A 24,382-nucleotide genomic window follows, 5' to 3' on the forward strand; every position below is an offset into this window, starting at 1 on the left:
GCGCAGCCGCATGGCGGACACCCGTTTGGACCACCTGCGGAGGAAACCGCTAAAGTCGGAGCATGTTCCGTCGTCCTGAGGCCCTTCGGCCGGACGCCCCCACCACGGGGCGAATGCGCAGCTGACGCGCACGCCGCCGTCGGCCCACGTGCGCGTCCCCGCCCTCACCCACACCACCACAGAAGTTGCAGCAACGGTGACGGCGGACGACTCAGTGCCACGACCCCTCGCCCCCCCCTGCTGCCGGGCCAGCTCCGACGCCGGGCGCAGCGGGCCCCGGGCAACCGCCCACCAGCGCGCCGCAACCGCCGGCGCGAGGCAGGCACCGCTCGTGACGCTGACATCGCCGCCGGCCACCGGAAACCACCAAGGAATCCTCATGACCGACCAGCACCCCACCGCCCCCGAGGCCGCCCTCCAGAGCACGCAGCCGGCCCCCTCCCCCACCAGCCCGGCGGGCTGGCGCTTCGAGACCAAGCAGGTCCAGGCCGGGCACGACCCGATGTCCGAGCCCGCCCACGCCCGGGCCATCCCGATCTACCAGACCTCCTCCTACGTCTTCGAGTCGGCCGAGCAGGCGGCCGCCCGCTTCGCCCTGACCGACCTGGGCCCGATCTACACGCGCCTGACCAACCCCACCAATGACATCGTCGAGCAGCGGATCGCGGCCCTGGAGGGCGGCGTCGGGGCGCTGCTGACGTCGTCGGGCCAGGCAGCCACGACCCTGGCCCTCGTGACGCTGGGCGGGGCGGGCGACAACATCGTCGCCTCCCCCTCCCTGTACGGCGGGACCACGAACCTGCTCACCCACACCCTGCCGCGCCTGGGCATCGAGGCGCGCTTCGTGGACGAGCCGGGCGACCCGGCGGCCTGGGCGGCGCTGGCCGATGAGCGCACCGTCGCCTTCTTCGGGGAGTCGATCCCCAACCCGCGCGGCGACATCCTCGACATCGAGGCGATCGCGGCGGCCGCGCACGAGCTGGGCATCCCGCTGGTCGTGGACAACACGGTGGCCTCACCCTTCCTGACCCGCCCCTTCGAGTGGGGCGCGGACATCGTGGTGGCCTCAGCGACGAAGTTCCTGGGCGGGCACGGCTCCTCCGTGGCGGGCGTCATCGTGGACTCCGGCAGCTTCGACTTCGCGGCCCAGCCCGAGCGCTTCCCGGGCTTCAACACGCCCGACGAGTCCTACCACGGCCTGGTCTACGCCCGGGACCTGGGGGTGGGCAGCCCGCTGGGCGCGAACCTGGCCTTCATCCTCAAGGCGCGCGCCGAGGGCCAGCGCGACCTCGGTTTCACGCTGGCGCCGCACTCAGCCTTCCTCATCGCCCAGGGCATCGAAACGCTCTCGCTGCGCATGGAGCGGCACGTGGACAACGCCCTGGCGGTGGCCACCTGGCTGGAGGGGCGCGACGACGTCGCCTCGGTGCGCTACTCGGGGCTGGCCTCCAGTCCCTACTACGAGCGGCACCGCAAGTACTGTCCGCGCGGGGCGGGCTCGATCCTCACCTTCGACCTGGCCGGCGGGCGCGAGGCCGGGGCGGCCTTCATCGACGCCCTGAGTCTGTTCTCCAACCTGGCCAATATCGGGGACGTGCGCTCGCTGGCGATCCACCCGGCCACCACGACGCACTCCCAGCTCGACGACGCCGGCCTGGCCGCGGCCGGGATCAGCGCCGGGACCGTGCGCCTGAGCGTGGGGATCGAGCACATCGACGACATCCTGGCCGACCTCGAGCGCGGTCTGGCGGCGGCCCGGGCCGTCGGGGCGGGCGAGCCGAGCGCGGCGGCCGGGGCCTGAGGCGGCGTGCCATGAGTGCGACCACGTCCTCCTCCTACCCCGTCTCCAGCGGCAGTACCGAGACCGAGCCGGCCGCCTTCGGCGTCGGGACGGCCTCCTCCAAGCTGGTGGACCGCAAGGCCGGCTCCCCCACGGGCGCCTGGCGGCCCGGAGACGAGCCGGGGCACCGCCGGTTCCTGGAGATCGGGGACCTGCCCCTGGAGTCCGGGGAAGTCCTGCCCAACACGGTCCTGGCCTTCGAGACCTGGGGGGAGCTGAGCCCACAGCGCGACAACGCGGTGCTCGTGCTGCATGCCCTGACCGGCGACTCCCACGTCACCGGCGAGGCGGGGCCCGGGCACCCGACGCCGGGCTGGTGGTCGGACCTGGTGGGGCCCGGGCGGGCCATCGACACCGAGCGCTACTTCGTGGTGGCCGCCAACATCCTGGGCGGCTGCCAGGGCTCGACGGGGCCGTCGTCGACAGCGCCGGACGGGCGCCCCTGGGGGTCGCGCTTCCCGTGGCTGACCACGCGCGACGCCGTCGAGGCCGAGGCGCGCTTGGCCGACGCCCTGGGGATCGAGGTCTTCCACCTGGTCATCGGGGCCTCACTGGGCGGGCACCGGGCGATCGAGTGGGGGGTCACGCATCCGCAGCGGGTGCGCAACCTGGCGCTGGTGGCCACGGGCGCCTCGACGACCGCCGACCAGCTGGCCTGGTGCCACCTGCAGGAACTGGCGATCGTGGCCGACCCCTTCTTCTTCGACGGCGACTACTACTCGCACTCGGTGGGTCCGGTGCGGGGGCTGGGGCTGGCGCGGGCGCTGGCGCACACGACCTACCGCAGTGCCGCCGAGCTCGATGAGCGCTTCGGGCGGCGCCACCAGGGCGAGGAGGACCCAGCGGTGGGCGGGCGCTACCAGGTGGAGTCCTACCTGGACTACCACGCCGGCAAGCTGCTGGCGCGCTTCGACGCCAACACCTACCTCATCGTCACCCACTCGATGATGGTGCACGACGTCGGCACGGGGCGCGGCGGCATCGAGGCGGCGCTGGCGCGGGTGCAGGCGCGCACGCTCGTGGTGGACGTGGACTCCGACCGGCTCTTCCTGCCCGCCCAGGCCGAGGAGCTGGCCGGCGGCATCCCGGGCGCCAGGCGCGAGACCATCAGCTCCCTGCACGGGCACGACGGCTTCCTCATCGAGGCCGAGCAGATGGACGCCATCCTGCGCGACTTCCTGGCCGGCGCATAGACACCGACACAAACCGACAAAAACTTCAGAAACGACGCGGCTCCGGGTCGATTCTGAAGTTTTTGTCGAAGTGTGTGGCGCGCGCCGCGGCGGCAGGGACCGAGCGGCCGCGGCGTCAGGGACCGAGCGGTCGGCCTTTGGCGACTCGCCCGACTTTGCAGAATCGAGATGTTCCGTTACCTTACCGTGAGACGTCTGACATCTGCCGTCTACGATCTCCTGTTGAAGGCAAGGCCGCCTCGGCTCCCTAGAACGGAACACCCATGACATCGCATAGTCCTTTCTCCCGGAGGCGCCTGCCGGCCCTCCTGGGCTCCCTGCCACTGGCCGCCACCGGCCTGATCGCCGCCGCACCCCCGGCGCACGCCGTCCCCACGTCTGACGGCCTGGCCGACGTCACCATCACGCAGGTGAACGCGCCCGCGGACGGCCTCTACTCCGTCGGCGATGTCATGACCTTCAACATCACCCTGACCAACACCAGCGGCGAGGCCCACTCCTACGCCCCGGCCTCGACGAACCTGTCCGGGAACGTCTCCAAGTGCCGGTGGCGCAACGTCCCGGCCGGGACGACCAAGACCGACTGCACCGGCCTGGCCACGCACACGGTGACCGCCGAGGACCTCAAGGCCGGTGGCTTCACCCCGCAGATCGCCTACGAGGTCAAGGCCGTGGAGTACGCCGGGAAGGCCCTGAGCACCCCGGAGACGATCAAGGGCGCGACGAGCCCAGTCAAGGCCAACTCGCTGCGGGTCGAGTCGATCACGCCGTCGTCGAGCCAGGAGAACTACAAGCTGGGCGACACCGTCAGCTACACGGTGCGCGTGCGCTCGGTGTCGGACAAGACGATCAACGTCGCCGCCACCGAATCCTCCTTCGACGACCTGGGCCGCCAGTGCCACTGGGGCGGCCTCAAGCCGGGCAAGGGCGCCGTCTACAACTGCAAGCCGCTCACCCACACGATCACGCAAGCCGACGTCGACGCCGGCCGCTGGACGCCATCGATCACCCTGACGGCCACCGGAACCGACGGCGCCACCCTCCAGACGCTCACCGCCACCGGCAACCCGATCAACGTCGTCGGCGACCACCCGCAGGCCACGCCCGCACCGGCGCCCGACGCGAGCACGGAGCTGCCGGCCTCAATGAGCCAGGCCCAGCACCTGGCCGCCAACACGGCCACCGACAACTACCGCATCCCGGCGATCACCACCGCCCCCAATGGGGACCTGCTCATCTCCTACGACGAGCGCCCGAAGGACAACGGCAACGGCGGCAGCGACGCCCCCAACCCGAACCACATCGTCCAGCGCCGCTCCACCGACGGCGGCAAGACCTGGTCGGCGCCCACCTACATCCACCAGGGCACGGAGACCGGCAAGAAGGTCGGCTACTCCGACCCGAGCTACGTCGTCGATCACCAGACGGGCACGATCTTCAACTTCCACGTCAAGTCCTACGACCAGGGCTGGGGCGGCTCGCGCGGCGGCACCGACCCGGAGAACCGGGGCATCATCCAGGCCGAGGTGTCGACCTCCACGGACAACGGCTGGACCTGGACGCACCGCACGATCACCGCGGACATCACGAAGGACAAGCCGTGGACCGCGCGTTTCGCGGCCTCGGGCCAGGGCATCCAGATTCAGCACGGGCCCCACGCCGGGCGCCTGGTGCAGCAGTACACGATCAGGACCGCCGGCGGCGCGGTGCAGGCCGTCTCGGTCTACTCCGACGACCACGGGAAGACGTGGCAGGCCGGCACGCCGATCGGGACCGGCATGGATGAGAACAAGGTCGTTGAGCTCTCCGACGGCTCCCTCATGCTCAACTCGCGCGCCTCGGATGGCTCCGGCTTCCGCAAGGTGGCCCACTCCACCGACGGTGGGCAGACCTGGAGCGAGCCGGTGTCCGACAAGAACCTGCCCGACTCGGTGGACAACGCCCAGATCATCCGAGCCTTCCCGAACGCCGCGCCGGACGACCCGCGCGCCAAGGTGCTGCTGCTGAGCCACTCACCGAACCCGCGGCCGTGGTCGCGTGACCGCGGCACCATCTCGATGTCCTGCGACGACGGCGCCTCCTGGACGACCAGCAAGGTCTTCCACGAGCCCTTCGTCGGATACACGACGATCGCGGTGCAGTCCGACGGCAGCATCGGGCTGCTCAGCGAGGACGCCCACAACGGCGCCGACTACGGCGGCATCTGGTACCGCAACTTCACGATGAACTGGCTCGGCGAGCAGTGCGGCCAGAAGCCGGCGGAGCCGAGCCCGGCGCCGTCGCCGACGGCGGCACCCTCAGCGGCACCGACGGAGAAGCCGGCCCCGTCGGCCGCGCCGAGCGCTGAGCCCACGCAGGCACCGGCACCATCCTCCGCGCCCGAGCCGAGCGCTGCGCCCGAGCCGAGCAGCGCCCCGGCGCCGGAGCCCACGACCGCTCCGAGCACGGAGCCCACACCGGCTCCTGCGCCCAGCTCCGCACCTGAGCAGACCGATGGGCCGACCGCTGCGCCCGCACCGGAGACGTCCTCTGCACCGGCCGCCGAACCGACGCAGGCCCCGACGGTGGCGCCTTCTGTTGAGCCCACGCAGGCTCCGGGTGCGCAGCCGAGCTCAGCACCCAAGCCGGGGGCGACGGGTCGGGCCCCGTCGGTGGTGAACCCGAAGGCGACCGGGGCGGCGACGGAGCCTGGGACGCCGTCATCGAGCGCGAGCCCGGCACCGAGCCGGAACGCGGCGCCGACGCCGAAGCCGGGCATGGAGCCCGATGAGATTGATCGGCCGTCTGACGGCACCATGGCGCAGCCGACCGGTGGCGCCAGCGCGCCGAGTGCCGCGCCGACGCAGGCGGCGAAGGCCGGCAGCAGGCTGTCTCGCACGGGGACCAACGCGCTGCTGATCCTGGGCCTTGCGGGTGTCGCGGTTGTCGGCGGGTACCTGCTGCTGCGGGCTCGCCGTTCGAAGAACTGAACACGCGACGAGCCGGTCATCCGGCTCTGAGCACTGACTGAGGGGTGGGACGCCGGCGCGTCCCACCCCTCAGTGCTGTCCTAGGCGGCGGAGCTGACCGCCTCAGCGATCCCCGGCCTTCCTCAGGCGCAGAACGCCCAAAGATGTCCAAATCGGACACAAAGGCCCAGAACGGGGTCAGAAACGGCGCGACGAAACCGCATGATTCCAACGTTCTGTTTCCCGGGTTGGCAACGCCGGGGCTCCTTTGTGTCGGATTTGGACACCAACGCCCTCTAGCGCCCCTGCAATGCGGTCAGGTTCGAGGGCCAGAGTCCGTGAGAGCCTGTTCGTATGCATCGAGCAGACGCCGGGCGTTCTTGAGTGACCGGAAGAGGTGGGCGGTCTCCTGCCAACTCGCGTACTCGTCGGCCGGCATGAGGACCGCACGGCCGTTGTTCGAGACGACACGACCGCCTTCACTATCAGTAGTGGTAGCGAACTTGGAGAATCACCAGGTCATCGCCAGCAACGAGGTACACGAGGCGATGCTCGTCAGTAATCCTTCGCGACCACGCGCCCGAGGCGCCGTACTTGAGCTGCTCGGGTTTCCCGATACCTCCGAAGGGATCGCGAAGCGCCGCATCAATGAGCGTGTTGACCCGTTTGAGGATCCTGCGGTCCGCCTTCTGCCAGTGCTTATAGTCCTCCCAAGCATACGGATCCCATACGAGACGCATCAGTCCTCCCGGTCGAGGTCATGCATCTCCGTCTGGCCCGCACGAGCCCGGTCATACGCATCAAGAAGGCGTCGCGCGTTCTCAGGTGATCGGAACAGGTAGGCGGTCTCCTGCCAAGCAGCGTACTCGTCGGCGGGCATAAGAACAGCACTGCCCTTACGCGAGACAATCTCAACGGCGTCATGATCGGCGTTGACTCGCTCGATGAGCGGGTACAACGTCTTACGCGCCTCGCTTGCACTGATAGACATCAGAGCACCTCTTCCCTCAGGCGTACCAGGATACGGTACCATCCGAGACGATAGACTGCAGGCTCTCTCACTCCCTCACACGGTCCGAGCAGCCACCTACTGCACCTCAACGGCCTCAGGAGCAGCCACAGGGGCACTTCCTGCGAGGGGCTATCACTGAGGGGGTGCGGATGATGTCGAGCTCGTCGACTACCACTGACGCTGACCGGATCGACCCGATTCACCCGGGCGAGGTCCTCATGGAGGACTTCATCGAGGGGTTCGGGATCACCCAGAACAAGCTCGCCACGGCCATCGGCGTGCCCCCGCGCCGCATCAACGAGATCGTGCACGGCAAGCGCGGCATCACCGCCGACACCGCTGTACGACTGGCCAAGTACTTCGGCACGTCTGCCGAGCTCTGGATGAACCTGCAGAGCCACTACGAGCTCAGGCTTGAGCGCCGAGCCCTGCGCGAGCAGCTCGACAGCATCGTGCCACTGCAGTCGGTGGCGTAGACAACGCTGAGGGTATACGTGACCGACGTTCACCTCTGGCGAGGTGAGCCGGCGCGATTCGGCGGCGGTGACTGGACCGCAGATGCTCGCCGAACACGCTTCGACAAGGCGAACGGGACGGAGGCGATCGATGTCGCCGGCCAGCGGGCCACCGGTTTACTCGACGTCGAGGGGGCCGTTGATGTGGAGGGTCTCGACGTCGAACCGTCGGTTGACTCGCGAGGCGGTGGAGTCGTCGATGCGGCCGGAAAAGCGCAGGCCGTGTACGCGCTCGCGCAGGTGCTCGATGACGGCGAGCCGCAGGGCGCTTTCCGGGCCGCAGTACACATCGGCCTCGCTCTCTGTGGCCGAGTTGAGCACGGACTGGTGACGACGTGCATAGTGGAGGCGCACCGCCTCGATGGCTTCGTCGTCGTCAACGCCCGTTCGTTTAGCGATGGCATCGAGCTGACTGATGGTGTCGGCGAGGATCTCGGCGAGGGCGTCGGTCTCCTGCGACTCGACGCACTCGGCGGTCTTCGTGCCGGCCGAGGGCCTGGCGTTGGCCCAGCGGACCACGTAGGGCAGGGCGAGGCCCTGGATGAGGAGCGACAGGAGGGTCGCGCCGGCGACAACGAGGATGATGAGGTTGCGCTCGGTGGAGGCGGCGCCGTCGAAGGAGACGGGGATGGACAGTGCCATCGCCAGTGAGATCGCGCCGCGGAAGCCGGCAACCGTGGAGACGATGCGGCCGCGGATGTTGGTGCGGCGCAGGCGCTGTTCGGGGCGGCGGTCGAGGGCGCGGATGGAGTAGATGATGAGGTGCTGGCCTGCGAATCTTCCCGCGACCATGGCGATGTAGATGATGGGGATGAGGATGAGGCCGCGCATGAGGTCGGCGCGGGGGAGCTCGGCGACGATGCCGGGGAGCGCCACTCCCACCATGACGAAGAGGATGGTGTTGAGGATGTGGGTGAGGATCGTCCAGAAGGGGATGCCAAGGACTCGGGAGCCCAGGGACATGTGCGGGGCAGCGAAGCGGGAGATGACGATTCCGCAGGTGACGACGGCGAGCACGCCCGAGCCGCCGATCTCCTCGGCGATGAAGAAGGTGAGGAACGGGGTGGCCAGGGCGGTGATGGTCGCCAGCATGGGGTCGTCGGTGATGGTGCGGACCCGGATGCCGATCTTGGTGACTGCCGCACCGACGAGGACTCCTGCACCGATTCCTCCCCGAAGGACAGCAGGAGCTGTTGTGCCACGAGGCCGGCGGTGACGCCGGAGGAGTCTTGCGCGGCTTGGAGGGCGATGGCGAAGATGACCAGGGCGGTGCCGTCGTTGAGGAGTGACTCGGCCTGAAGAATGGTGCGGCCGTTGGGGTTGATGCCGCGTCCCAGGCTGGAGACGGCGGTGGCGTCGGTGGGGCCAAGGCAAGCGCCGATGAGGAGGGCGGCTCCCACGCTCAGCCCCGTGAGGACGCCGATGAGGGTGATGAGGGCGGCTGTGATGGCGACGAGTACCGTGGCGCTGAGGATGATGCCGCGCAGGCTTCGCCGCATGCGGTTGAGGGAGACGGACAGCGACTCCCAGTACAGGAGGATCGGCAGGAAGATCGTGAGCACCACCGTGCTGGGCAGGGACATCTCCTCCCCCACTGGGAGCAGCGCGACGCCCACGCCGGAGGCAATGAGAAGTACCGGGGCGATGAGGCGGAATCTGTTGGCGATCGCGTAGGCGACAACAGAGGCGCCGATGAGGGCGACGATCATCTCAATGGTCATGAGGCTGCCGGGTTCCCTTCCTGGGATGAGTGTGGCGGGCGGACTGCGGTCGGCCCGGGAGAGGGGCGCAGTCAGCCAAGCTCGGGGCCAGGTGTGTGTCAGGCCTAGGCCAGGCTAGGCCGGGCGCAGCCTACAGACGCTTCCTTCAGCGCCCCTGGGGATAGTCGATTCGCCTCACGAGACGTCGTTTCAATCTTTGGCGTACGCGGCTCGGGTGAGGGCTTCCAGGCGAGGCTCGATGGACTCGGACATTATGGTGATCTCCCGCTCGGGGAGTCGGTTCGCCCGCGCCTGGCCCTGCCATCCTGACAGGGACGCTGTGATGCGTCTGATCCGCTCCCGCGCCTCCGATTGAGTGAGCCGGTAGTCGTTTGCGATAGCCAGGAGCCCGTCGATCTCGTCGGGCATCGCGTCTGCTCCCATGATCGACGTCGCACGGGGCCGACTGGGGTCGGGGTTCGGGTTGACGTCGAAGACGGGGCTGAGTCGCCAGAGCCCTCGGTCGGCAAGGAACCCGTGGTTGCGCAGGTGGTCGTCCGTGTTGCCGAGGGCGATGCTCGCGATGATTCGGTCGTAGAACTCATGGAGGTCTTGGACGGGCGAGCGTGAGAGGTCGCGAATGGCCTCGGCGAGGTCGGCGTAGTCCTTCTGGTCTCCGTCGGACGATCCGGTGGCCGTCATGGCACTGATATAGCCGATACGCCCGCCATCACGGGTTCTGTCGAATCTCCGCAGGATCAGGATGCTTCGATTGCCCACTTGGGTGAGCTGGTGCTGGGGTGTGCGAACGCCCGCAGCCTCAAGGAGGTCGAGAGCGGTGGCCTCCCAGGCCATGACGTCCCAGGAGTCGCTGGAGTGAGGGAACTTCGCAATGGCGAGGCCGCCGTCATCGAGCCGGACTGAGGCTTTGGGCCGCGCACCGCCGAGGCCCGTCGTCCCTGTGTCGAGAAGTCGTTTGACGGCGTCGGAGGGGTCATCGTCGGAGGCCAGTTCGTCGCTGGCGTGCAGTAGCTCGGGCAGAGCGACGAGCCGCGGGACGCGCGAGGGCTCTCCCAGGAACTCGTCGCTCCCTGGGGCTCGGAAGCGCAGGGCGCCCTGTCGGGTGTCGTCGCTGACGCCCAGGAGGAAGTCGAGGTCGTCCAGCTGACGGGGAACGCGTCCCTCTTCGCGGGCTCGTGATCGTTCGGCCTTGCGGATGAGGTTGCGGCCCCAGCGGTCAGGCGCGCTGTCAGCAAAGGCTCCAATGAGCCCGGACTGGTATTGAGCGCCAGGTACGAGGCTCAGAGCTGGGTCGATGTTCATTCCACCGTCGGCGAGGTAGGTGGGGTCGTAGAGAAAGGTGGTGGAGACCTGGCCGCGCGATCGGGTGACACGCGCTTGGCCGACCAGGCGGTGGGATCCATGGGCATCGGAGACGATCTCGATAGTGGTCATCGGGCGCGCTTTCTGGTGAGGCGGCCGGCGCGGAGGCGGCCGATGTCGCTGGCCAGGGGATCGGCCGCGTCGACAAGCTGGTCGAGAATGCCCAGGGCGCGGAGCACCTGGGTGACGCTGATGAAGCTGACGTTGGGGTTGCCCGACTCGATTTTGCGCAGGGTGTCGCGGGTGATGCCCGCCCGCTCGGACACCTGTTGCGCAGTCAGGCCGAGCACCATGCGCCACCCGCGCACGTGCTCTCCGAACTCCGTCACCTGACGGTCGATTCTGTAGCCCGACATGTTCACCCCATTCACTATGACGACCATAGTAACCTGAACTGAGAGTTGTGACGACGACGTTCGTCGTATTGTTCAGCAAGCTTGGAGAGTGCAACGTCTCCGGCAAGCGATGATCGTCCCCCGGACCCCTGGGCCGCTCGCCGGCGGGTTGTCCAGATCATCCAGCGGCGCGAGTTCAGCACGTGTCCGTAAGCGTGCCGCAGATCCTCATCGCCGAGATGCTCCTTCGCATAGTGCTTGCGGGCCGACCGATGGATATCAGGCTGCGGCATGAGCCCATTGTTTGACAGCGGCTCGCACGGCCTCCGACCGGTTCGTAATCCCCTCATCCGAGGCACGCTTCAGCAATGCGGCAAGATGTTTCTCGTCGAGGCGGACAGTGACAGTCGAGGCGGACAGTGAGAACCGTGCCGGACCCCCGCCCGACTGTGGGCCGCCCAGGAGACGGACGAGGCCGCTGCTGAAGGTCGTAACCAGCCTCAGCTTCGTCAGCCCAGGCCTGGATCTGCTCGTCGCTCACGCGACGTCCGTGGAGAAGGTGCTCACCCACGGCAATATCGTGTACGAAACTCGGTCACAGGGTCTTCCCCCTGTCGCAATATTCGACGACCTGACACCGCACTGAATGAGACGAAGAACCCGCCCCCTGACAGCCCGCGGATGCTTCTGAACAGCTACCAGCGGTCGACCTTCGGTGCCCCGCAGGCGGTGATCTGCTGATCGGCGGACCTGCAGCCGTAGATCAAGAGCAGTTTCGAGATGGAGCCCCTTACTGGCCGCGGGTCAGGCAGTCCTTCCAACTGGCCTTCCACAACCCGGGCTTCGTGGTGGTTCAGCCCAGCGAGGGCCAGCCGATGGTGGCGTCGTCCTGAGCGGAGCAACGACTACGGAGCGGGCAGCTGCCGGCATCCGTGTAATCGTCCGACGACCCCGAAGAGCCGTTCGCGGCAGGTGGTGACCTCTTCCCTCATGTCCATGTCTGAGGGCTGACTAGCCACCCCGTTCTTGTTGAGACACTGACACCATGACTACTCCCCCGCCGATCCACGCCCCAAGCCCACGCCGCTGTCGGGTGAGGAGGTAGTGGCTGGAACAGATGCAACGGTCGTGGATTTCTGGCGCTTCGCGCCATCCAATCTTCGGATGAACAATGCCCGCGGTTACCTGGCTGAGTTCCTGGTGGCGAAGGCGGTCGGTTAGACTGGACTGCGGATCGAGTGGGATCCTTACGATGTTCTGGCGCAGGACAGGACCACGATCGAGGGCAAGACCTCCGCCTATCTCCAGGCATGGGACCAGTATAAACTGTCAACGATTCAGTTCAAGGGGCTTCGCAGCCGGATCTGGACCACAGAGGGCGGACTGACGCCGACTCCGACCTACAACGCTGACGTGTACGTCTTCGCGATCCAGACGGCACGCACCCACGAGGAGTACAACCCCCTACTGGCATCCCAGTGGCGCTTCTACGTCCTTCCCAGGTAGACGGTAGAGGATCTTGTCCAGGAATCCATCGCCTGGCAACCCTGGAGAAACTTGCCGGCCCCTCAGTTGCGTACGAAGAACTTACTGAAGCCATCAAAGCAGCAGCCAGACAGCAGCACAAGAGCCCATAAAGCACATGGATAAAAAGATAACTACATGGTGTCGACACGTACTCATTCCAGCCCCACCTTATCTGAATCCCGCCGATTCCACCGTCGACACTAAATTCCACACCCACAGTCGACTATAAACTACTACATCCCTCACTTGACAGGTCTGCCCGCCGGGCATTCTTAGACATCATCGACTCACATTACCCCAGAAGGGAGCCCCCCTTTTCTCCGTCATAGTCGCCTCATAATGAAGCAAAACCCAAAGATTCCGCCAAGAACAGGTCACAAACTTACTTGAGGAGATTTAGTCAACAAAACATCCCGAAACTCCCCACTTCAGTATTTCCGGAATACCACCCTACGAATCCTTATCACAGATCATTCGAAACACTCGCTAGCAGCCCCAGAATTGGCGCGACAGCCCACGTCTCACTAATTGGGCCGCAGTCTCATCTAACTCGCCAGTTTCGATCCTCCTCAACCAAGAGTCGTATGTGGCTGGCGAACCAAATTCATCAATAACCGACTCGGCATAATCAAGCCATTGAATCATGGATTCCCATCGCATTTTCGACACTCCACTCAAATCAAATACAACCTTTCGAACGTCTTGATAAACTATTCGGATATCCTCGCTTTCAAGCGCAGACCGCATTATTTGCTTATGACAATCTTCCAGATTAACTGACTCCTTCTTTAGGAATACTCTCAAGGCATTATCGACGTCGCGATACACTACATTCTTAACCACCCACCCGAGACTCCTTCGCGGCGCATTCCCGACGAAAGATCTATCGTTCATAATTTTAATGCAGTTTCGAGCAGTTCTCAGTAGTTCTCGAGGATTGCCTAATGACCACACATGGCAAAAGCGAGCAAGCGGAGGAGGGAACTCGGGAACTCGGGAACGTAAAACCTGCCACGATTCTTCCACATCAAGACAACTCAGTTCAAGAATGAAACTTTGTTCTCAAGTTCCTCGTCAAGATCATTGAACGCAAGTCTGTGGATTCTTTTTCTGTTGGGAACATAGTTGTAAGATTTGATTCTTCTCAAGGTCGCGACAATAATGTACGCCAACAAAACTAAAAGCGTGAATAAGCCGAAGAGAACAACCTTTACTAATTCTGGACGAAAGAGATCCCATGAGCTCCAGTAATCTATCAGGCCTACCCCCGTCAGTGCCATCGTTCCTATTTCCAAGCAGGCTAAGATAGCAAAAAGGAATCTGAGAAATGTCTTCTTCCTGTGGGCCTTCAATAACGCCTGTTCTTTACTAAGTGATTCACGGTATTTCAAAGTGTATGTTTGTAAGAGTTCTTTCAGTGACGCAGATGCTATCGACTTTATACTCTCATGGACATGACCATACGAGACCAGAACTTCGTTAAGATAACTGTCAACTATATACTGAATGTGTCTCATCAGTTGGCATCGGAAGCTCAATTCCTCACTGGTATCTTGCTCTATCATCTGAAACCTCCATACAGTCGGAACTTTGACTTCATGATATCTATTACATATGTCACTATGGCGTCGTCAGCTTCTGTCGCGAAGCATGAGTTTGGGATTTTGAACTGCCGATCTAGAATTACTTGGTCTCGACTAGTGTGAGTTCAACTGGTGGTAAAAAGTTTTATCTTCGCGCAAGTTTTGGTAAGCTATGCACTGGATTCCTAGAGTCAAGACGATGCATTTGGGGAAAGTTGTGCGTGCAGATTTGGAAATATGATATGAGTCGTCTACAGCCCCTGGATTGCTGGAAGGCCCGAGCGCCGTGCCACCCACAAGCTATCTGCGACACCATTGAGCTACGGGTTGGTAGAGATTGGAGCATCTGCTTTGGCGGTGATCAGCTATTCCTTTTCCCCACGGTCTTAGTCTGAGATCGAATATTCAGAGGGATTGTTCACAGAGTGCAGGAAGAATCACTGCTGAATAGCGAGGTGGACGTGCTTTTGAGGAGAACTATCGATACCTCCTCAAAACCCAAAGCTTTTAAGCACTGATACAGTTGCCCCCATAAGCGATGCTCCTGTTTTCATAATTTCAGAGACCTTCGTCACTACCTTACCCAGGTCTCCTCCCATAGTATCCGGGGATACACCGTTACGGATTTCTTTTTCAAGAAAGTCGGCAGTGGCTCGAATTTGCGCCTTATCAATTCCTGTCAGGCTATTTTCGTCCTCCCGGAGAGCTTCCACCAGCTTAAGAATATCAGAGGCAGTCAAGCTATTTTCGTTCGTTACCTCACTACCGTTATTCTGCCACCCCCCAACGTTAATATTTCCACCTACAGCATTACCATCCCCAAGGATTCCTATATTAGTCACAGTCGACCCCTCTCTCATTTTTAACTCCCAAGATTTTGGCGTTAGTGCCAGTGTTCTAGGTGGGACATTCAACATAATCGAAATCATCCTCCAATCGTCGGGAGGCTCCACCACCCCTTTTCCGGACATCCACCTACATAAATATACCCACTCTCTGTCGCTGATATTAAAATCACGCCAGTACGCATCCTCTATAGGTACCTGCTTACCCGCATTGGCAGCATGTTCAAATATGTCGTTGACAACCAGAATTGAGTATTTTTTACAATCCTCCTCGGAAAGACGGCGGACATCAATATAGTTCCACCTACAGAACACAAATATAATCACTCCGATAAGGATGACCATATTAAGAATAGCGCACACGCTTTGCCCCATCGCAGTATATTACCTAGGTTATGATAAAAATGCCGCGAGTTTTCTCCACATCTTAAAGTTGGCTATTCTTTAACCTCAAAGAGTCACACATTAAACCTAAACTCGACCACGTCCCCATCTGCCATGACGTAGTCCTTTCCTTCCATGCGCACTCGGCCGTGAGCGCGGGCTTCGGCAACGCTGCCGTACTGGACCAGGTCATCGTAACTCACGATTTCGGCCTTGATAAAGCCTCGCTCGAAGTCCGTGTGAATAACACCGGCCGCCTGGGGCGCTGTCGCGCCCTTGCGGATCGTCCACGCGCGGGACTCCTTCTCCCCCGCCGTCAGGTACGTCTGCAGCCCCAGGGTGTCGAAGCCAACCCGGGCCAGCTTGTCCAGGCCGGACTCCTCCTGCCCGTTGTCGTGCAGCATCTCCGCCGCCTCCTCGGGCTCCAGCTCCACGAGCTCGGCCTCGAACTGGGCGTCCAGGAAGATCGCCTCCGCCGGCGCCACCAACTCGCGCAGCTCGGCCTGGCGGGCCTCGTCGCTCATCCCGGCGTCGTCCATGTTGAACACATAGATGAACGGCTTGGTGGTCATGAGCTGGAAGGTCTTGAGCACCTCCGCGTCGATCCCAGCCGCCTCGGCCCCGGCGGACAGCAGCGTCCCCTCCTCCAGGACCTTGAGGGCCGCCTGCGCCGTCTCCCGCACCACCGGCTCCGTCTTCTTGCCCCGCACCTCCTTCTCCAGGCGCGGGATCGCCTTCTCCAGGGTCTGCATGTCCGCCAGCACCAGCTCAGTGCTGATCGTCTCGATGTCCCCGGCCGGCTCCACCTTCCCATCCACGTGGACCACGTCCGGGTCCTCGAAGGCGCGCGTCACCATGCAGATGGCGTCCGCCTCGCGGATGTTGGCCAGAAACTGGTTGCCCAGCCCCTCGCCCTCGCTGGCGCCGCGCACGATCCCGGCGATGTCCACGAAGGAGACCGTCGCCGGCACCACCCTCGCGGAGTGGAACAGCTCGGCGAGCTTGTCCAGGCGCGCGTCCGGCAGGGGCACAACCCCCACGTTCGGCTCAATGGTCGCGAACGGGTAGTTGGCGGCCAGGACGGTCGCGCGGGTCAGAGCATTGAACAGGGTGGACTTGCCGACGTTGGGCAGTCCGACGATTCCGATGGTAAGTGCCACGCAGCAGAGTTTAGACGGCCCCTGTGACACTGTCCGCCCCGACGGCGCCCCCGGGCCGGGTCACGCCGTCGGCCGCCCCACTCACTTCCCGGGGAGCTCGTTCGTCCGGACCGATGCCCACAGATCACCCCACGAGGTGTAGAAGCCCCCACTGGCATTGGCCCCGATCCCCACCGTCACCGCAACCAGGCCCGCCGTCACCACGATCACCAGGGCGCGCCCCAGGATCGCGCCGCCCAGCCGCACCGCCGACCGCCTGCCGCCGTCACGCCGTCGGCCCCAGCGGGGCGACCAGAACAAGACGACGCCCAGCGCCCCCAGCGAGACGACCACGGCCAGGATCATCGTGCCCAGACCGTTGATCTCGAAGGGCTTGGCACGCACCGAGGAGACCGACTTCGCCGCGCGCTGGTCCTTGGACGTCTCCGACAGGGGCTTCACGCCATCGGTGGTGGCCTTGGCCCTCGTATCGCCCTGAGGCGCAGGAAGGCCGGCCGCCGTGAACACGGCCGGGTCCGAGCCCCACCACGTCAGCAGTGACGGGAAATGGCCGCTCCACAGGGTCCAGGAATGCCCGCCGGTACTCGGGGTATCAACCGTCACCGAGTCCGGTTTCCGCACCACCTCATCCATGCTCCAGGCGGTTCGGGCCGTGCCGTAGGGGTCGTCCTGGGCCCCCAGGACGTAGAAGCGCATGCCGTCGGGCTTGCGCTTTCCCAGCATGGTGGACAGCCCGTTCTGCGCCTGGAGCTCCCGGCCGCTGTGCGCCAGCGAGCCCTCACCGGGCAGGTCGTAGGAGGACATGACGCCCACCGCGCCGAAGCGCTGCGGGACGTCGTAGGCGGTCCGTGCCGCGCAGTAGGCGCCCGCCGAGATCCCCATGATCATCCAGCCGGCCCGCTGCGTGGTGACGTTGGGGAAGGTCGCCTGGATCATGCGGGGAATCTCCTCCGCGGTCCAGGTCCCCACAGGCGGGCGGCCGTTGATGTTGACGCAGTCGGGCTGGCTGGCGCCGTCCGCGTTGAGCGAGGGGAAGACCAGGATCGACGGCGGGATACGGCCGGCGTCGATCGCCTCCTTAAGCCGCTGGGGTGAGGCGATGCCCGTCACCAGGGACTGCGGGTCGCCGACCCAGCCGTGCAGGCCCACCAGGACGTTGTAGGTGCGGCCGTCATCGGGCCGGTAGCCCGCCGGCAGGACGACGCGCACCGGCAGGGTGATGCCGCTGACCGGGCCGGTCCAGGTGGCCTCCTGCGAGCCGTCGCCGACGTCGTGGAAGGATGCCTTCCAGGCCGAGGCCGGGGCGGTACCGAAAGCGGAGGACTTCGGCGGGGACTCGATGCGCGAGTTGGCCTGGGTGCGAGGGGCGGCGGCCTTGGCGAGGTCGCCGACGGTGCGCACGTAATGCATGGGCCGGTTGATGAGCAGGCCCCCAAGCACCACAACGAGCAGTACCGGCACGCCCACCATGACGGTGCGCGCCGTATAGCGGCCGATGCCCCGCAGCACCGTGCGCAACGCGGGGCGGGTGAGTCGGGTGGGCTCGTCTGCGCTGGAGGCGCCCGCGGCGGCCGGAACAGTTCGCGGCAGGAGGACTGCCGCGACGACGGTAGTCACAACGGCAAGGACCAGCACGACCGCGATCGTTCTCAGGCTGGTCAGCGGGATGCTGCGCAAGAGGCTCACGTCCGACAAGCATGGCACCACCTGCTCAGATACCCATCATCCGTGGGTGGCAGAAGGGCAGTGCTCTTAGTCTCCTCCCCGCTTGTGCGGGCGGGCTCGAGCGGGACGCAGGACTGTTGCCCCAGGTCCGCCCGGTCGGTTGGCACATGCCTTGGGAAAAACGTGCCCGACGACGCCGGAGCAGACCGGGCCGGCAGACCGAGCCGACGGACAGGGAGGCGGCGGGGCTTCGTGGGGACTGTCCGTGGGGCTTCAGGGCACCGAATAGATGTCACACCCCTGGGGCACCATCGGTTCATGAGCTCCTCAGCGGTCCTGCTTCCCATCCTGCTGCTCCTCGTCGGCCTGGTGATCGGGGTGGTCATCGGCTACCTCGGCGCGCTCGCCCGGCGCACCACCGCGCACCAGTCGGCCGGCGAGCAGGTGGCCGAGCTGCGGGCGCAGGCCGCCCAGTGGCAAGCCCGGGCCGAGGAGCTGTCCTCACGCACCCAGGTGGCCGAGGAGCGCGCCGAGCGGGACGGCTCCGTGCTTCGGGCGCTCGCACCCGTGCGCAGCCAGCTGGAGCAGGTGGGGGCCCGGGTGGAGTCCTTGGAGAAGCAGCGGGCGGAGCAGCACGCGGCCCTGGCCGAGCAGCTGAGGGCCACCGCCCTGCGCGAACAGGACCTGGCCCGCTCCACGGCATCCTTGGAGGGGGCGCTGCGCTCACGCTCGGCGCGCGGCATGTGGGGTGAGGTCGAGTTGGCCCGGGTCCTGGAGGCTTCCGGGATGATGCGGCACGTGGACTTCTCCGAGCAGCGCACCATCGGGGCGCTGGTCCAGCGGCGCGGCAGGCCGGCGGGCACACCGGGCTCAGCGGGCACGGTGGGCGCGGTGGGCTCGGCCGCCGGTGAGGGGGCTGCCGGACGCTCCCGGCCCGACGTCGTCGTCCACCTGCCCGGAGAGGGCTACCTGGCCGTGGACGCCAAGGCGCCCATGGACTCCTACCTGGCGGCCACCACCGTCCAGGGCACCGGCCCCGAGGATGAGGAGCGGCGCGGGGAGCTCCTGGAGGCTCATGCCAGGGCGCTGCGCGGGCACGTCGACCAGCTCGCCGCGCGCCGCTACGACCGGGCCCTGGGGGACTCCCCCGAGCTCGTGGTCCTCTTCGTCCCGGCGGAGGCGGTGCTCTCGGCCGCCCTGGAGGCGGACCCCGCACTCCTGGAGCACGCGCTGGGGCGCGGCGTCGCCCTGGCCTCACCCGTGTCGCTGCTGACCCTGCTGCGCACCTGCGCCACGGCCTGGGCCCGCACCGCCGTCAACGACGACGCCCGCGAGCTGCTGGAGCTCGGCCGCACCCTCTACGAGCGGCTAGGGACCGTCGCCGGTCACCTCGACGCCCTCGGTGGGGCATTGCGGCGCAGCGTCACCGCCTACAACAAGGCGGTCGGCTCCATGGAGAACCGGCTCCTGGTGACCGCCCGCTCCCTGGAGACCCTCGGCGAGCAGGTGGACTCCCCCACGCTCATCAGTGCCGACGCCGCCCAGGTGCGCAGCTTCACCGCACCCGAGCTCACCACCGACGAGCACCCCGCCCCCACAACGACGTAACGCACACCACATGCTCGGCCCGTGATGATTGACGCTTCCATGGCGTCTATCAGACAGCGTTGTCTCCCGTCTCATAACTGGCTGACACGCTGCCAGGACGTTCATACGTCCGGCTGGAGAAAGTCTCCACCTCATCAGACCTTCTCGGAGGAAGACATCATGCTGCTGTCATTCATCGGAATGATCATCGCCGGCGCCGTGCTCGGCGCCCTCGCCCGCCTCGTCATGCGCGGCGAGCAGAACATCTCGATCCTGTGGACCATCGTGCTGGGCGCCGTGGGCGCACTCGTCGGGGGTGCGATCGCCAGCGTCTTCGGCGTCGCCCACACCAACGGCTTCGACTGGATCCGCTGGGCCCTGTCCCTCGTCGCCGCCATCGTGGCGATCTCCGTCTACCTGGGCGTCACCGGGCGCAAGTAACCCTTCAGCGCCCTGAAGCGGGTTCCGCAGAGGCACTCACCGCCTCCCCGGAACCCGCTTCAATTTTTGTGACGCAAGCCATGACGCGAGGTCGTGAGGATTCCCCGGCCAACGGCGTCCTACCTACAGCGCGGCAATCATGACGGGCAGCAACACCAGTCAGTCACGTCGGCCACTCACACGAGCCGGCCTGGCAGCCACCAAGGCGCCGTGACGAACCAGCTGCTGGGCTGCGCACCACATATCCCGTCACCATCCATTCACGGATCAACGAAAGAGGCTCCAATGAGCAACAACGCCATCCCCCAGACCGGTCAGCAGCGCGAGCGCATCGAGAAGCTCGAGGAGGACAAGACCCCCCGCGGCCCCCTCCAGACCTCGCACGGCGTGACCACCATCGAGGAGAACGTCGTCGCCAAGATCGCTGGCATGGCTGCTCGTGAGGTGCCCGGCGTCTACGACATGGGCAACGCCGTTCGCCGCGCCTTCAGCGCCGTGACCGACCGCATCCCCAACGCCCAGACCAACGTCGCCGGCGGGATCAGCGTCCAGAAGGGCGAGACCCAGGCCGCCGTCGAGGTCACCGTGGTCGTTGAGTACGGTGTCTCCATCGTCGAGGTCTCCAACGCCATCCGCCGCAACATCATCGAGCAGATCGAGGGCACCACCGGCCTGGAGGTCGTCGAGGTCAACATCAACGTCACCGACGTCCACCTGCCCGACGACGACTCCGGCAGCTCCGAGGCCGCCGACCTTAAGTGACCCATCCTGACGCCCTGATCTGAGGAGCTCTCAATGAAGACAACGTACCTGGCCCTCCTGGTGGGCCTGTTCCTTGGCACCATTCTCGCCTTCGGCTCTTTCGCCGACTTCGTCCTGGTGGCCCTATGCGGCGCGGCCGGACTGGGGGTGGGCCTCTACCTGGAGGGCCGGGTCGATGTCCACAGCATCCTGGATCGGCGAAAGAAGTGACGATGGCGACCGCCACCCAGCCCGCCATCACACAGCCTGGCCCCACCCAGGACGAGGCCTCGTCCTGGGAGCAGCGCGGCACCACCACCATTCCGGCCAAGGTCGTCGCCCAGATCGCCGCCCAGGCCGCCTATGAGACCGGCAACGTCGGCTCGAACGCCGGGGGACTCCTGGGAATTGGCGCCCGCCGCAACTTCGCCTCCCGACCCGAGGCCCAGTGCGAGCTCTACGGGCAGGTCGCCGTCCTCCACCTGGACCTCGGCCTGGTCTTTCCCACGCCACTGTCCTCCACCGTCGACGATCTGCGCGCGCACGTGCGCGGCCGCGTCGAGCACCTCACCGGGCTGAGCGTCGGCAAGATCACCATCGAGATCTCCTGGCTCAATCCGAGCAGCCACGTCAGGAAGAGCCTGAAATGAGAACACCCGTCCCGAAACTCATTCGTCGCCCCTCTCGCAGCACCCCCAGTGCCATCCTGGCACTGCTGCTGCTCACGGCCGGAGGCCTGGGGGCCTGGCTGGCGGGGCACCGGATTGTCACCGGCACCTGGCCGGACCGCACCGTCACCACGCTCGACACCATCGGCTCTGCCACCCTCGGCTCCGTCGCGGTGCTCGCCGCCGCCGGGATCGCCGCCGCCTGCGCCCTGGCCATGATCCTCGCGGCCCTGTGGCCGGGGCTGCCCGAGCGCGTCGCGCTCCTCCCCGACACCGTCCCAGGCCAGACCGCGGTGAGGCGCCGTGACCTGGCCAGCCTGGTGAGGACCCAGGTCGAGCAGATCGGCGGGGTCCACTCCGCCACCGTCACCACCCGTCGCTCCCGGGTCGACGTCGTCGTCCTCAGTGTCCTGGACGACCTCGAGCCGGTGCAGGAAGCCGCCCGTAAGACGACCGACGAGGCCCTGGAGACACTCCAGCCCGCGGGCATCACACGCAGCCGCGTGCGGATCAAGCGCACGAGCTGAAGGAGATACGACCATGCGTTCAGTTTCTGGTGTCCTCAACCGGACGGCCCTGGCCGGCTGCGGGCTTCTCATCGCGGCGGCGTCATCCTGGGTCCTGGCCTCCGGCCTCGATGCCGGTCGGTCCTGGCCCGACGCCGCCCCCTACCTGGCCACGGCGCAGGACCGAGTGGGCAGCCTCATCGCGCCCCAGGCGCACTGGCTCCTGCCGGTGGCCGCGCTGGTCTCCGTGCTCGCCGTCATCGCCGGGTTGGTCCTGCTCGCCATGCAGATCCCCCGCAAGGCGGCCGCCTCTCCCCTGAGGCTCAGCGACTCCGAGGGAGTCCTCATGGCCACCGTCGCCCCCGAGGTCCTGTCACAGGCCCTGTCCGAGCGGGCCGAGGACGTCCCCGGGGTGGAGCAGTGCGCCGTGTGGGTCACCGGTTCCCCGAGCAGCCTCTGGGTGCAGGCGGACGCCACCGTGTCCCAGGACTGCGAGGTCGCATGGGCCGTGGCGGAGCTCAGGGGCCGGCTCGAGGATGACGTGACCACGTCCCTGGGCACGCGCCCCCGGCAGGTCGACGTCCTGGTGGGGCTGGAGCGCTCCACGAGCAAGCGCAGCGTCTCACAGACCGTCACAGGTCAGCACTCGCCCGAGATCACCGGGAACGGCGATGGTGCGTGAGACGCAGGACGAGGCCGCAGCGGCGCCTGTCCCGCGTCCAGACCACGCCGCACAACCCGCCTCGCCCGGCGCGTCGCCAGACAAGGACCGCTACCTGGTCCTGCGCGCCCAGGACGGGGACATCAACGCCTTCGAGCAGCTCGTCGAGCGTTACCAGGGCCGCCTGTTCCGCACCGCCTACATGATCGTGCGCAACCGTCACGACAGTGAGGACATCGTCCAGGACACCCTCATCCAGGCCTGGCGCAGTCTTCACCTCGTCAGGGAGCCCGCCGCCTTCCGAGGCTGGCTCATGCGGATCTGCACCAACAAAGCCACCAGCATGGCGCGCAAGCGTCAGCGCCGGGCCACCGACGCCTACGACGCCGAGGACCTGGAGACCGCGAGCGCCATGGCGGAGACGACGTCGAGCAGCACCGCTGACCCGGCCGAGTCCAGTGAGGTCAACGCCCAGATCGAGGCGCTGGCTGACCTGTTGGCCTCCGTGCAGCCTGAGCTGCGCATCGTCTGGGTGCTCCGAGAGGTCGACGACATGTCCTACGAAGAGATCGCCCAGACCCTGAACCTGACCGAGTCCACCGTCCGAGGGAGGCTGGCACGCGCCCGTTCTCTCGTCATGCGCCAGATGAAGGAGTGGGCATGAGCACCGTCAACCAGCTCTCACACAGCGTCCGACGCGCGACGGCGTCGGCCACCAATTCCTTCGCCCGGTCTCATGAGCAGGACGACGCCGACACGCGAGAGTACCAGCGTCTGATCGCCTCCCTGCACGAGGAGTGGGATCGGCTGGAGTCTCAGGCGAACACCTCGGTCATGCCCAAGCGCCACCTGATGGACGCCATCCTCGCCGAGACCCGTCACGGCGCCCAGGTGGAGATGCCCGCGACCGACCTGGGGCCCTACAGCATGTCCGAGTTCTCGCTGCGGGCGCTCATCCGACGCACCGTGGACGGCGTGCCCGGGGCCCGCGCCCTGCGCTCGACCTGCGAGCACGCGCCCTCAGGCAAGGGTCACCGCGGCCTGGGGGTTCCGCAGACCATCTCCTGCCGGATCTCCGCCCACCTCAGCGTAGACAGCCTGCCGCAGCTCGGTCAGCAGGTGCGCGACGCCGTTCGAGCCGCCTGCCATGAGAACCTTGGGGTGTCCCCAACCGTCAACGTCCACATCGAGGATCTCCACGATGACGACTAGTCTCTCAGCGGCCGAGCTGGCCCACCTGGTCACTGCTGTCCCCGGCGTCCGAGCAATCGAGCCGGGGATCGGCAGCACGTTGAGGGCGCTCGGCAGCCACATGCGCCAGCAGGATCCTCAACAGGCCCGCTTCGGCGTGATCGTCGAGGAGGGCTCGAACCGGGCCGTCATCGAGATCGGTATCGACGGCTCCCGGCCCGTCAAGGACATCGTGCGCGACGTCCAGGAGACCATCCTCCGCTCGCTATCGCAGGCGAGCGAGTCCGGCGAAACCTCCGAGGCCCGGGAGAGCTCCGGCTCCTCCGACGTCGGAGACCAGAGCGCGCCTCAGGTCACGGTACGGGTCCAGTCCCTGCTGTAGTCGCCCAGCCCACAGCAGACCAGCCTCGTGCAGGTTGCAGCATGAGACGACGTCGGGGCACCGGTCAGATGATCGGTGCCCCGACGTCGGTCATGGGGTTCAGCGTGAGCCCAGC

At 65.9% G+C, this 24,382-nt stretch carries 25 protein-coding genes and 1 pseudogene; 14 read left to right on the plus strand and 12 right to left on the minus strand.

What is annotated here, in order from left to right:
• Positions 1 to 379: 379 nt before the first annotated feature.
• The 3 genes from AXE84_RS02810 (at position 380) to AXE84_RS02820 (ending at position 6,002) form a co-directional block, all read left to right on the plus strand.
• A complete protein-coding gene (locus tag AXE84_RS02810; RefSeq protein ID WP_060956755.1) occupies positions 380 to 1,801 on the plus strand; it encodes an O-acetylhomoserine aminocarboxypropyltransferase/cysteine synthase family protein in 1,422 nt (473 codons plus the stop codon).
• An 11-nt stretch (positions 1,802 to 1,812) separates the two neighbouring features.
• Positions 1,813 to 3,033 carry a homoserine O-acetyltransferase MetX gene (gene metX, locus AXE84_RS02815; protein WP_060956756.1) on the plus strand — a complete coding sequence of 407 codons (1,221 nt, stop codon included), beginning with the start codon at positions 1,813 to 1,815 and terminating at the stop codon, positions 3,031 to 3,033.
• Between the two features lie 263 nt (positions 3,034 to 3,296).
• Entirely contained in the window at positions 3,297 to 6,002 is a 2,706-nt protein-coding gene (locus tag AXE84_RS02820) for a sialidase family protein (protein WP_060956757.1), read from the plus strand.
• A gap of 295 nt (positions 6,003 to 6,297) precedes the next feature.
• Here AXE84_RS02820 and AXE84_RS12415 read toward each other — a convergent pair whose 3' ends face one another.
• From AXE84_RS12415 to AXE84_RS02830, 3 genes are read right to left on the minus strand one after another with little or no spacing between them, the layout of a single operon-like run.
• Positions 6,298 to 6,420, minus strand: coding sequence for a type II toxin-antitoxin system Phd/YefM family antitoxin (locus AXE84_RS12415; protein ID WP_081093036.1), 123 nt, complete (start codon positions 6,418 to 6,420; stop codon positions 6,298 to 6,300).
• A 46-nt stretch (positions 6,421 to 6,466) separates the two neighbouring features.
• Entirely contained in the window at positions 6,467 to 6,721 is a 255-nt protein-coding gene (locus AXE84_RS02825) for a Txe/YoeB family addiction module toxin (protein WP_060956758.1), read from the minus strand.
• Positions 6,721 to 6,972 carry a type II toxin-antitoxin system Phd/YefM family antitoxin gene (locus tag AXE84_RS02830; RefSeq protein WP_060956759.1) on the minus strand — a complete coding sequence of 84 codons (252 nt, stop codon included), beginning with the start codon at positions 6,970 to 6,972 and terminating at the stop codon, positions 6,721 to 6,723. Before AXE84_RS02830 ends, AXE84_RS02825 begins: the two co-directional genes overlap by 1 nt.
• A gap of 173 nt (positions 6,973 to 7,145) precedes the next feature.
• On the opposite strand from AXE84_RS02830, the gene AXE84_RS02835 reads away from it, so the two are divergent.
• Positions 7,146 to 7,469 carry a HigA family addiction module antitoxin gene (locus AXE84_RS02835; RefSeq protein WP_060958119.1) on the plus strand — a complete coding sequence of 108 codons (324 nt, stop codon included), beginning with the start codon at positions 7,146 to 7,148 and terminating at the stop codon, positions 7,467 to 7,469.
• Positions 7,470 to 7,625: 156 nt separating this feature from the next.
• On the opposite strand, the gene AXE84_RS02840 is transcribed toward AXE84_RS02835, so the two are convergent.
• The 9 genes and pseudogenes from AXE84_RS02840 to AXE84_RS02860 all read right to left on the minus strand — a co-directional run bounded on the left by AXE84_RS02840 (position 7,626) and on the right by AXE84_RS02860 (position 18,111).
• On the minus strand, positions 7,626 to 8,675 hold the full coding sequence (locus AXE84_RS02840; protein WP_250636959.1) for a cation:proton antiporter: 1,050 nt from the start codon (positions 8,673 to 8,675) through the stop codon (positions 7,626 to 7,628).
• Positions 8,676 to 8,749: 74 nt separating this feature from the next.
• A pseudogene (locus AXE84_RS13370) lies at positions 8,750 to 9,229 on the minus strand (cation:proton antiporter); the annotation flags it as partial.
• Positions 9,230 to 9,418: 189 nt separating this feature from the next.
• Positions 9,419 to 10,663 (minus strand): type II toxin-antitoxin system HipA family toxin, encoded by a 1,245-nt coding sequence (locus AXE84_RS02845; RefSeq protein ID WP_060956760.1) that lies wholly within the window; start codon positions 10,661 to 10,663, stop codon positions 9,419 to 9,421.
• On the minus strand, positions 10,660 to 10,947 hold the full coding sequence (locus AXE84_RS02850; RefSeq protein ID WP_060956761.1) for a helix-turn-helix domain-containing protein: 288 nt from the start codon (positions 10,945 to 10,947) through the stop codon (positions 10,660 to 10,662). The genes AXE84_RS02845 and AXE84_RS02850 overlap by 4 nt, the downstream gene beginning before the upstream one ends.
• A gap of 258 nt (positions 10,948 to 11,205) precedes the next feature.
• The gene (locus tag AXE84_RS13425; RefSeq protein WP_259705616.1) at positions 11,206 to 11,295 is read right to left on the minus strand and encodes a hypothetical protein; all 90 of its coding nucleotides are present in this window, start codon (positions 11,293 to 11,295) and stop codon (positions 11,206 to 11,208) included.
• 2,195 nt (positions 11,296 to 13,490) lie between these two features.
• A complete protein-coding gene (locus tag AXE84_RS12780) occupies positions 13,491 to 13,970 on the minus strand; it encodes a hypothetical protein (RefSeq protein ID WP_150116235.1) in 480 nt (159 codons plus the stop codon).
• A 557-nt stretch (positions 13,971 to 14,527) separates the two neighbouring features.
• Positions 14,528 to 15,226: a hypothetical protein gene (locus AXE84_RS12785; protein ID WP_150116236.1), complete on the minus strand. Its 699-nt coding sequence runs from the start codon at positions 15,224 to 15,226 to the stop codon at positions 14,528 to 14,530.
• A 113-nt stretch (positions 15,227 to 15,339) separates the two neighbouring features.
• Positions 15,340 to 16,425 carry a redox-regulated ATPase YchF gene (ychF, locus tag AXE84_RS02855; protein WP_060956762.1) on the minus strand — a complete coding sequence of 362 codons (1,086 nt, stop codon included), beginning with the start codon at positions 16,423 to 16,425 and terminating at the stop codon, positions 15,340 to 15,342.
• An 81-nt stretch (positions 16,426 to 16,506) separates the two neighbouring features.
• Complete coding sequence (locus AXE84_RS02860; protein ID WP_236750115.1) at positions 16,507 to 18,111, minus strand: alpha/beta hydrolase; 1,605 nt, start codon at positions 18,109 to 18,111, stop codon at positions 16,507 to 16,509.
• Positions 18,112 to 18,408: 297 nt separating this feature from the next.
• Here AXE84_RS02860 and AXE84_RS02865 point away from each other — a divergent pair, with 297 nt between their 5' ends.
• The 10 genes from AXE84_RS02865 (at position 18,409) to AXE84_RS02905 (ending at position 24,267) form a co-directional block, all read left to right on the plus strand.
• The gene (locus tag AXE84_RS02865; RefSeq protein ID WP_060956763.1) at positions 18,409 to 19,698 is read left to right on the plus strand and encodes a DNA recombination protein RmuC; all 1,290 of its coding nucleotides are present in this window, start codon (positions 18,409 to 18,411) and stop codon (positions 19,696 to 19,698) included.
• A 162-nt stretch (positions 19,699 to 19,860) separates the two neighbouring features.
• Entirely contained in the window at positions 19,861 to 20,118 is a 258-nt protein-coding gene (locus AXE84_RS02870; RefSeq protein WP_029316568.1) for a GlsB/YeaQ/YmgE family stress response membrane protein, read from the plus strand.
• Positions 20,119 to 20,403: 285 nt separating this feature from the next.
• Complete coding sequence (locus AXE84_RS02875) at positions 20,404 to 20,880, plus strand: Asp23/Gls24 family envelope stress response protein (protein ID WP_060956764.1); 477 nt, start codon at positions 20,404 to 20,406, stop codon at positions 20,878 to 20,880.
• Positions 20,881 to 20,913: 33 nt separating this feature from the next.
• On the plus strand, positions 20,914 to 21,090 hold the full coding sequence (locus AXE84_RS12970) for a hypothetical protein (protein WP_003789010.1): 177 nt from the start codon (positions 20,914 to 20,916) through the stop codon (positions 21,088 to 21,090).
• Positions 21,091 to 21,092: 2 nt separating this feature from the next.
• The gene (locus tag AXE84_RS02880; RefSeq protein WP_060956765.1) at positions 21,093 to 21,509 is read left to right on the plus strand and encodes an Asp23/Gls24 family envelope stress response protein; all 417 of its coding nucleotides are present in this window, start codon (positions 21,093 to 21,095) and stop codon (positions 21,507 to 21,509) included.
• On the plus strand, positions 21,506 to 22,054 hold the full coding sequence (locus tag AXE84_RS02885; protein ID WP_060956766.1) for a DUF6286 domain-containing protein: 549 nt from the start codon (positions 21,506 to 21,508) through the stop codon (positions 22,052 to 22,054). The genes AXE84_RS02880 and AXE84_RS02885 overlap by 4 nt, the downstream gene beginning before the upstream one ends.
• 13 nt (positions 22,055 to 22,067) lie before the next feature.
• The gene (locus AXE84_RS02890; protein WP_060956767.1) at positions 22,068 to 22,715 is read left to right on the plus strand and encodes a hypothetical protein; all 648 of its coding nucleotides are present in this window, start codon (positions 22,068 to 22,070) and stop codon (positions 22,713 to 22,715) included.
• A complete protein-coding gene (locus AXE84_RS02895) occupies positions 22,705 to 23,358 on the plus strand; it encodes an RNA polymerase sigma factor (RefSeq protein ID WP_060956768.1) in 654 nt (217 codons plus the stop codon). The genes AXE84_RS02890 and AXE84_RS02895 overlap by 11 nt, the downstream gene beginning before the upstream one ends.
• Positions 23,355 to 23,906: a hypothetical protein gene (locus tag AXE84_RS02900; RefSeq protein WP_060956769.1), complete on the plus strand. Its 552-nt coding sequence runs from the start codon at positions 23,355 to 23,357 to the stop codon at positions 23,904 to 23,906. Before AXE84_RS02895 ends, AXE84_RS02900 begins: the two co-directional genes overlap by 4 nt.
• Positions 23,896 to 24,267 (plus strand): hypothetical protein, encoded by a 372-nt coding sequence (locus AXE84_RS02905; protein ID WP_060956770.1) that lies wholly within the window; start codon positions 23,896 to 23,898, stop codon positions 24,265 to 24,267. Before AXE84_RS02900 ends, AXE84_RS02905 begins: the two co-directional genes overlap by 11 nt.
• The last annotated feature ends 115 nt before the right edge of the window (positions 24,268 to 24,382 follow it).

Origin of the sequence: Actinomyces oris (assembly GCF_001553935.1) — a bacterium.
In the GTDB taxonomy this organism is placed as follows: Bacteria; Actinomycetota; Actinomycetes; order Actinomycetales; family Actinomycetaceae; genus Actinomyces; species Actinomyces oris_A.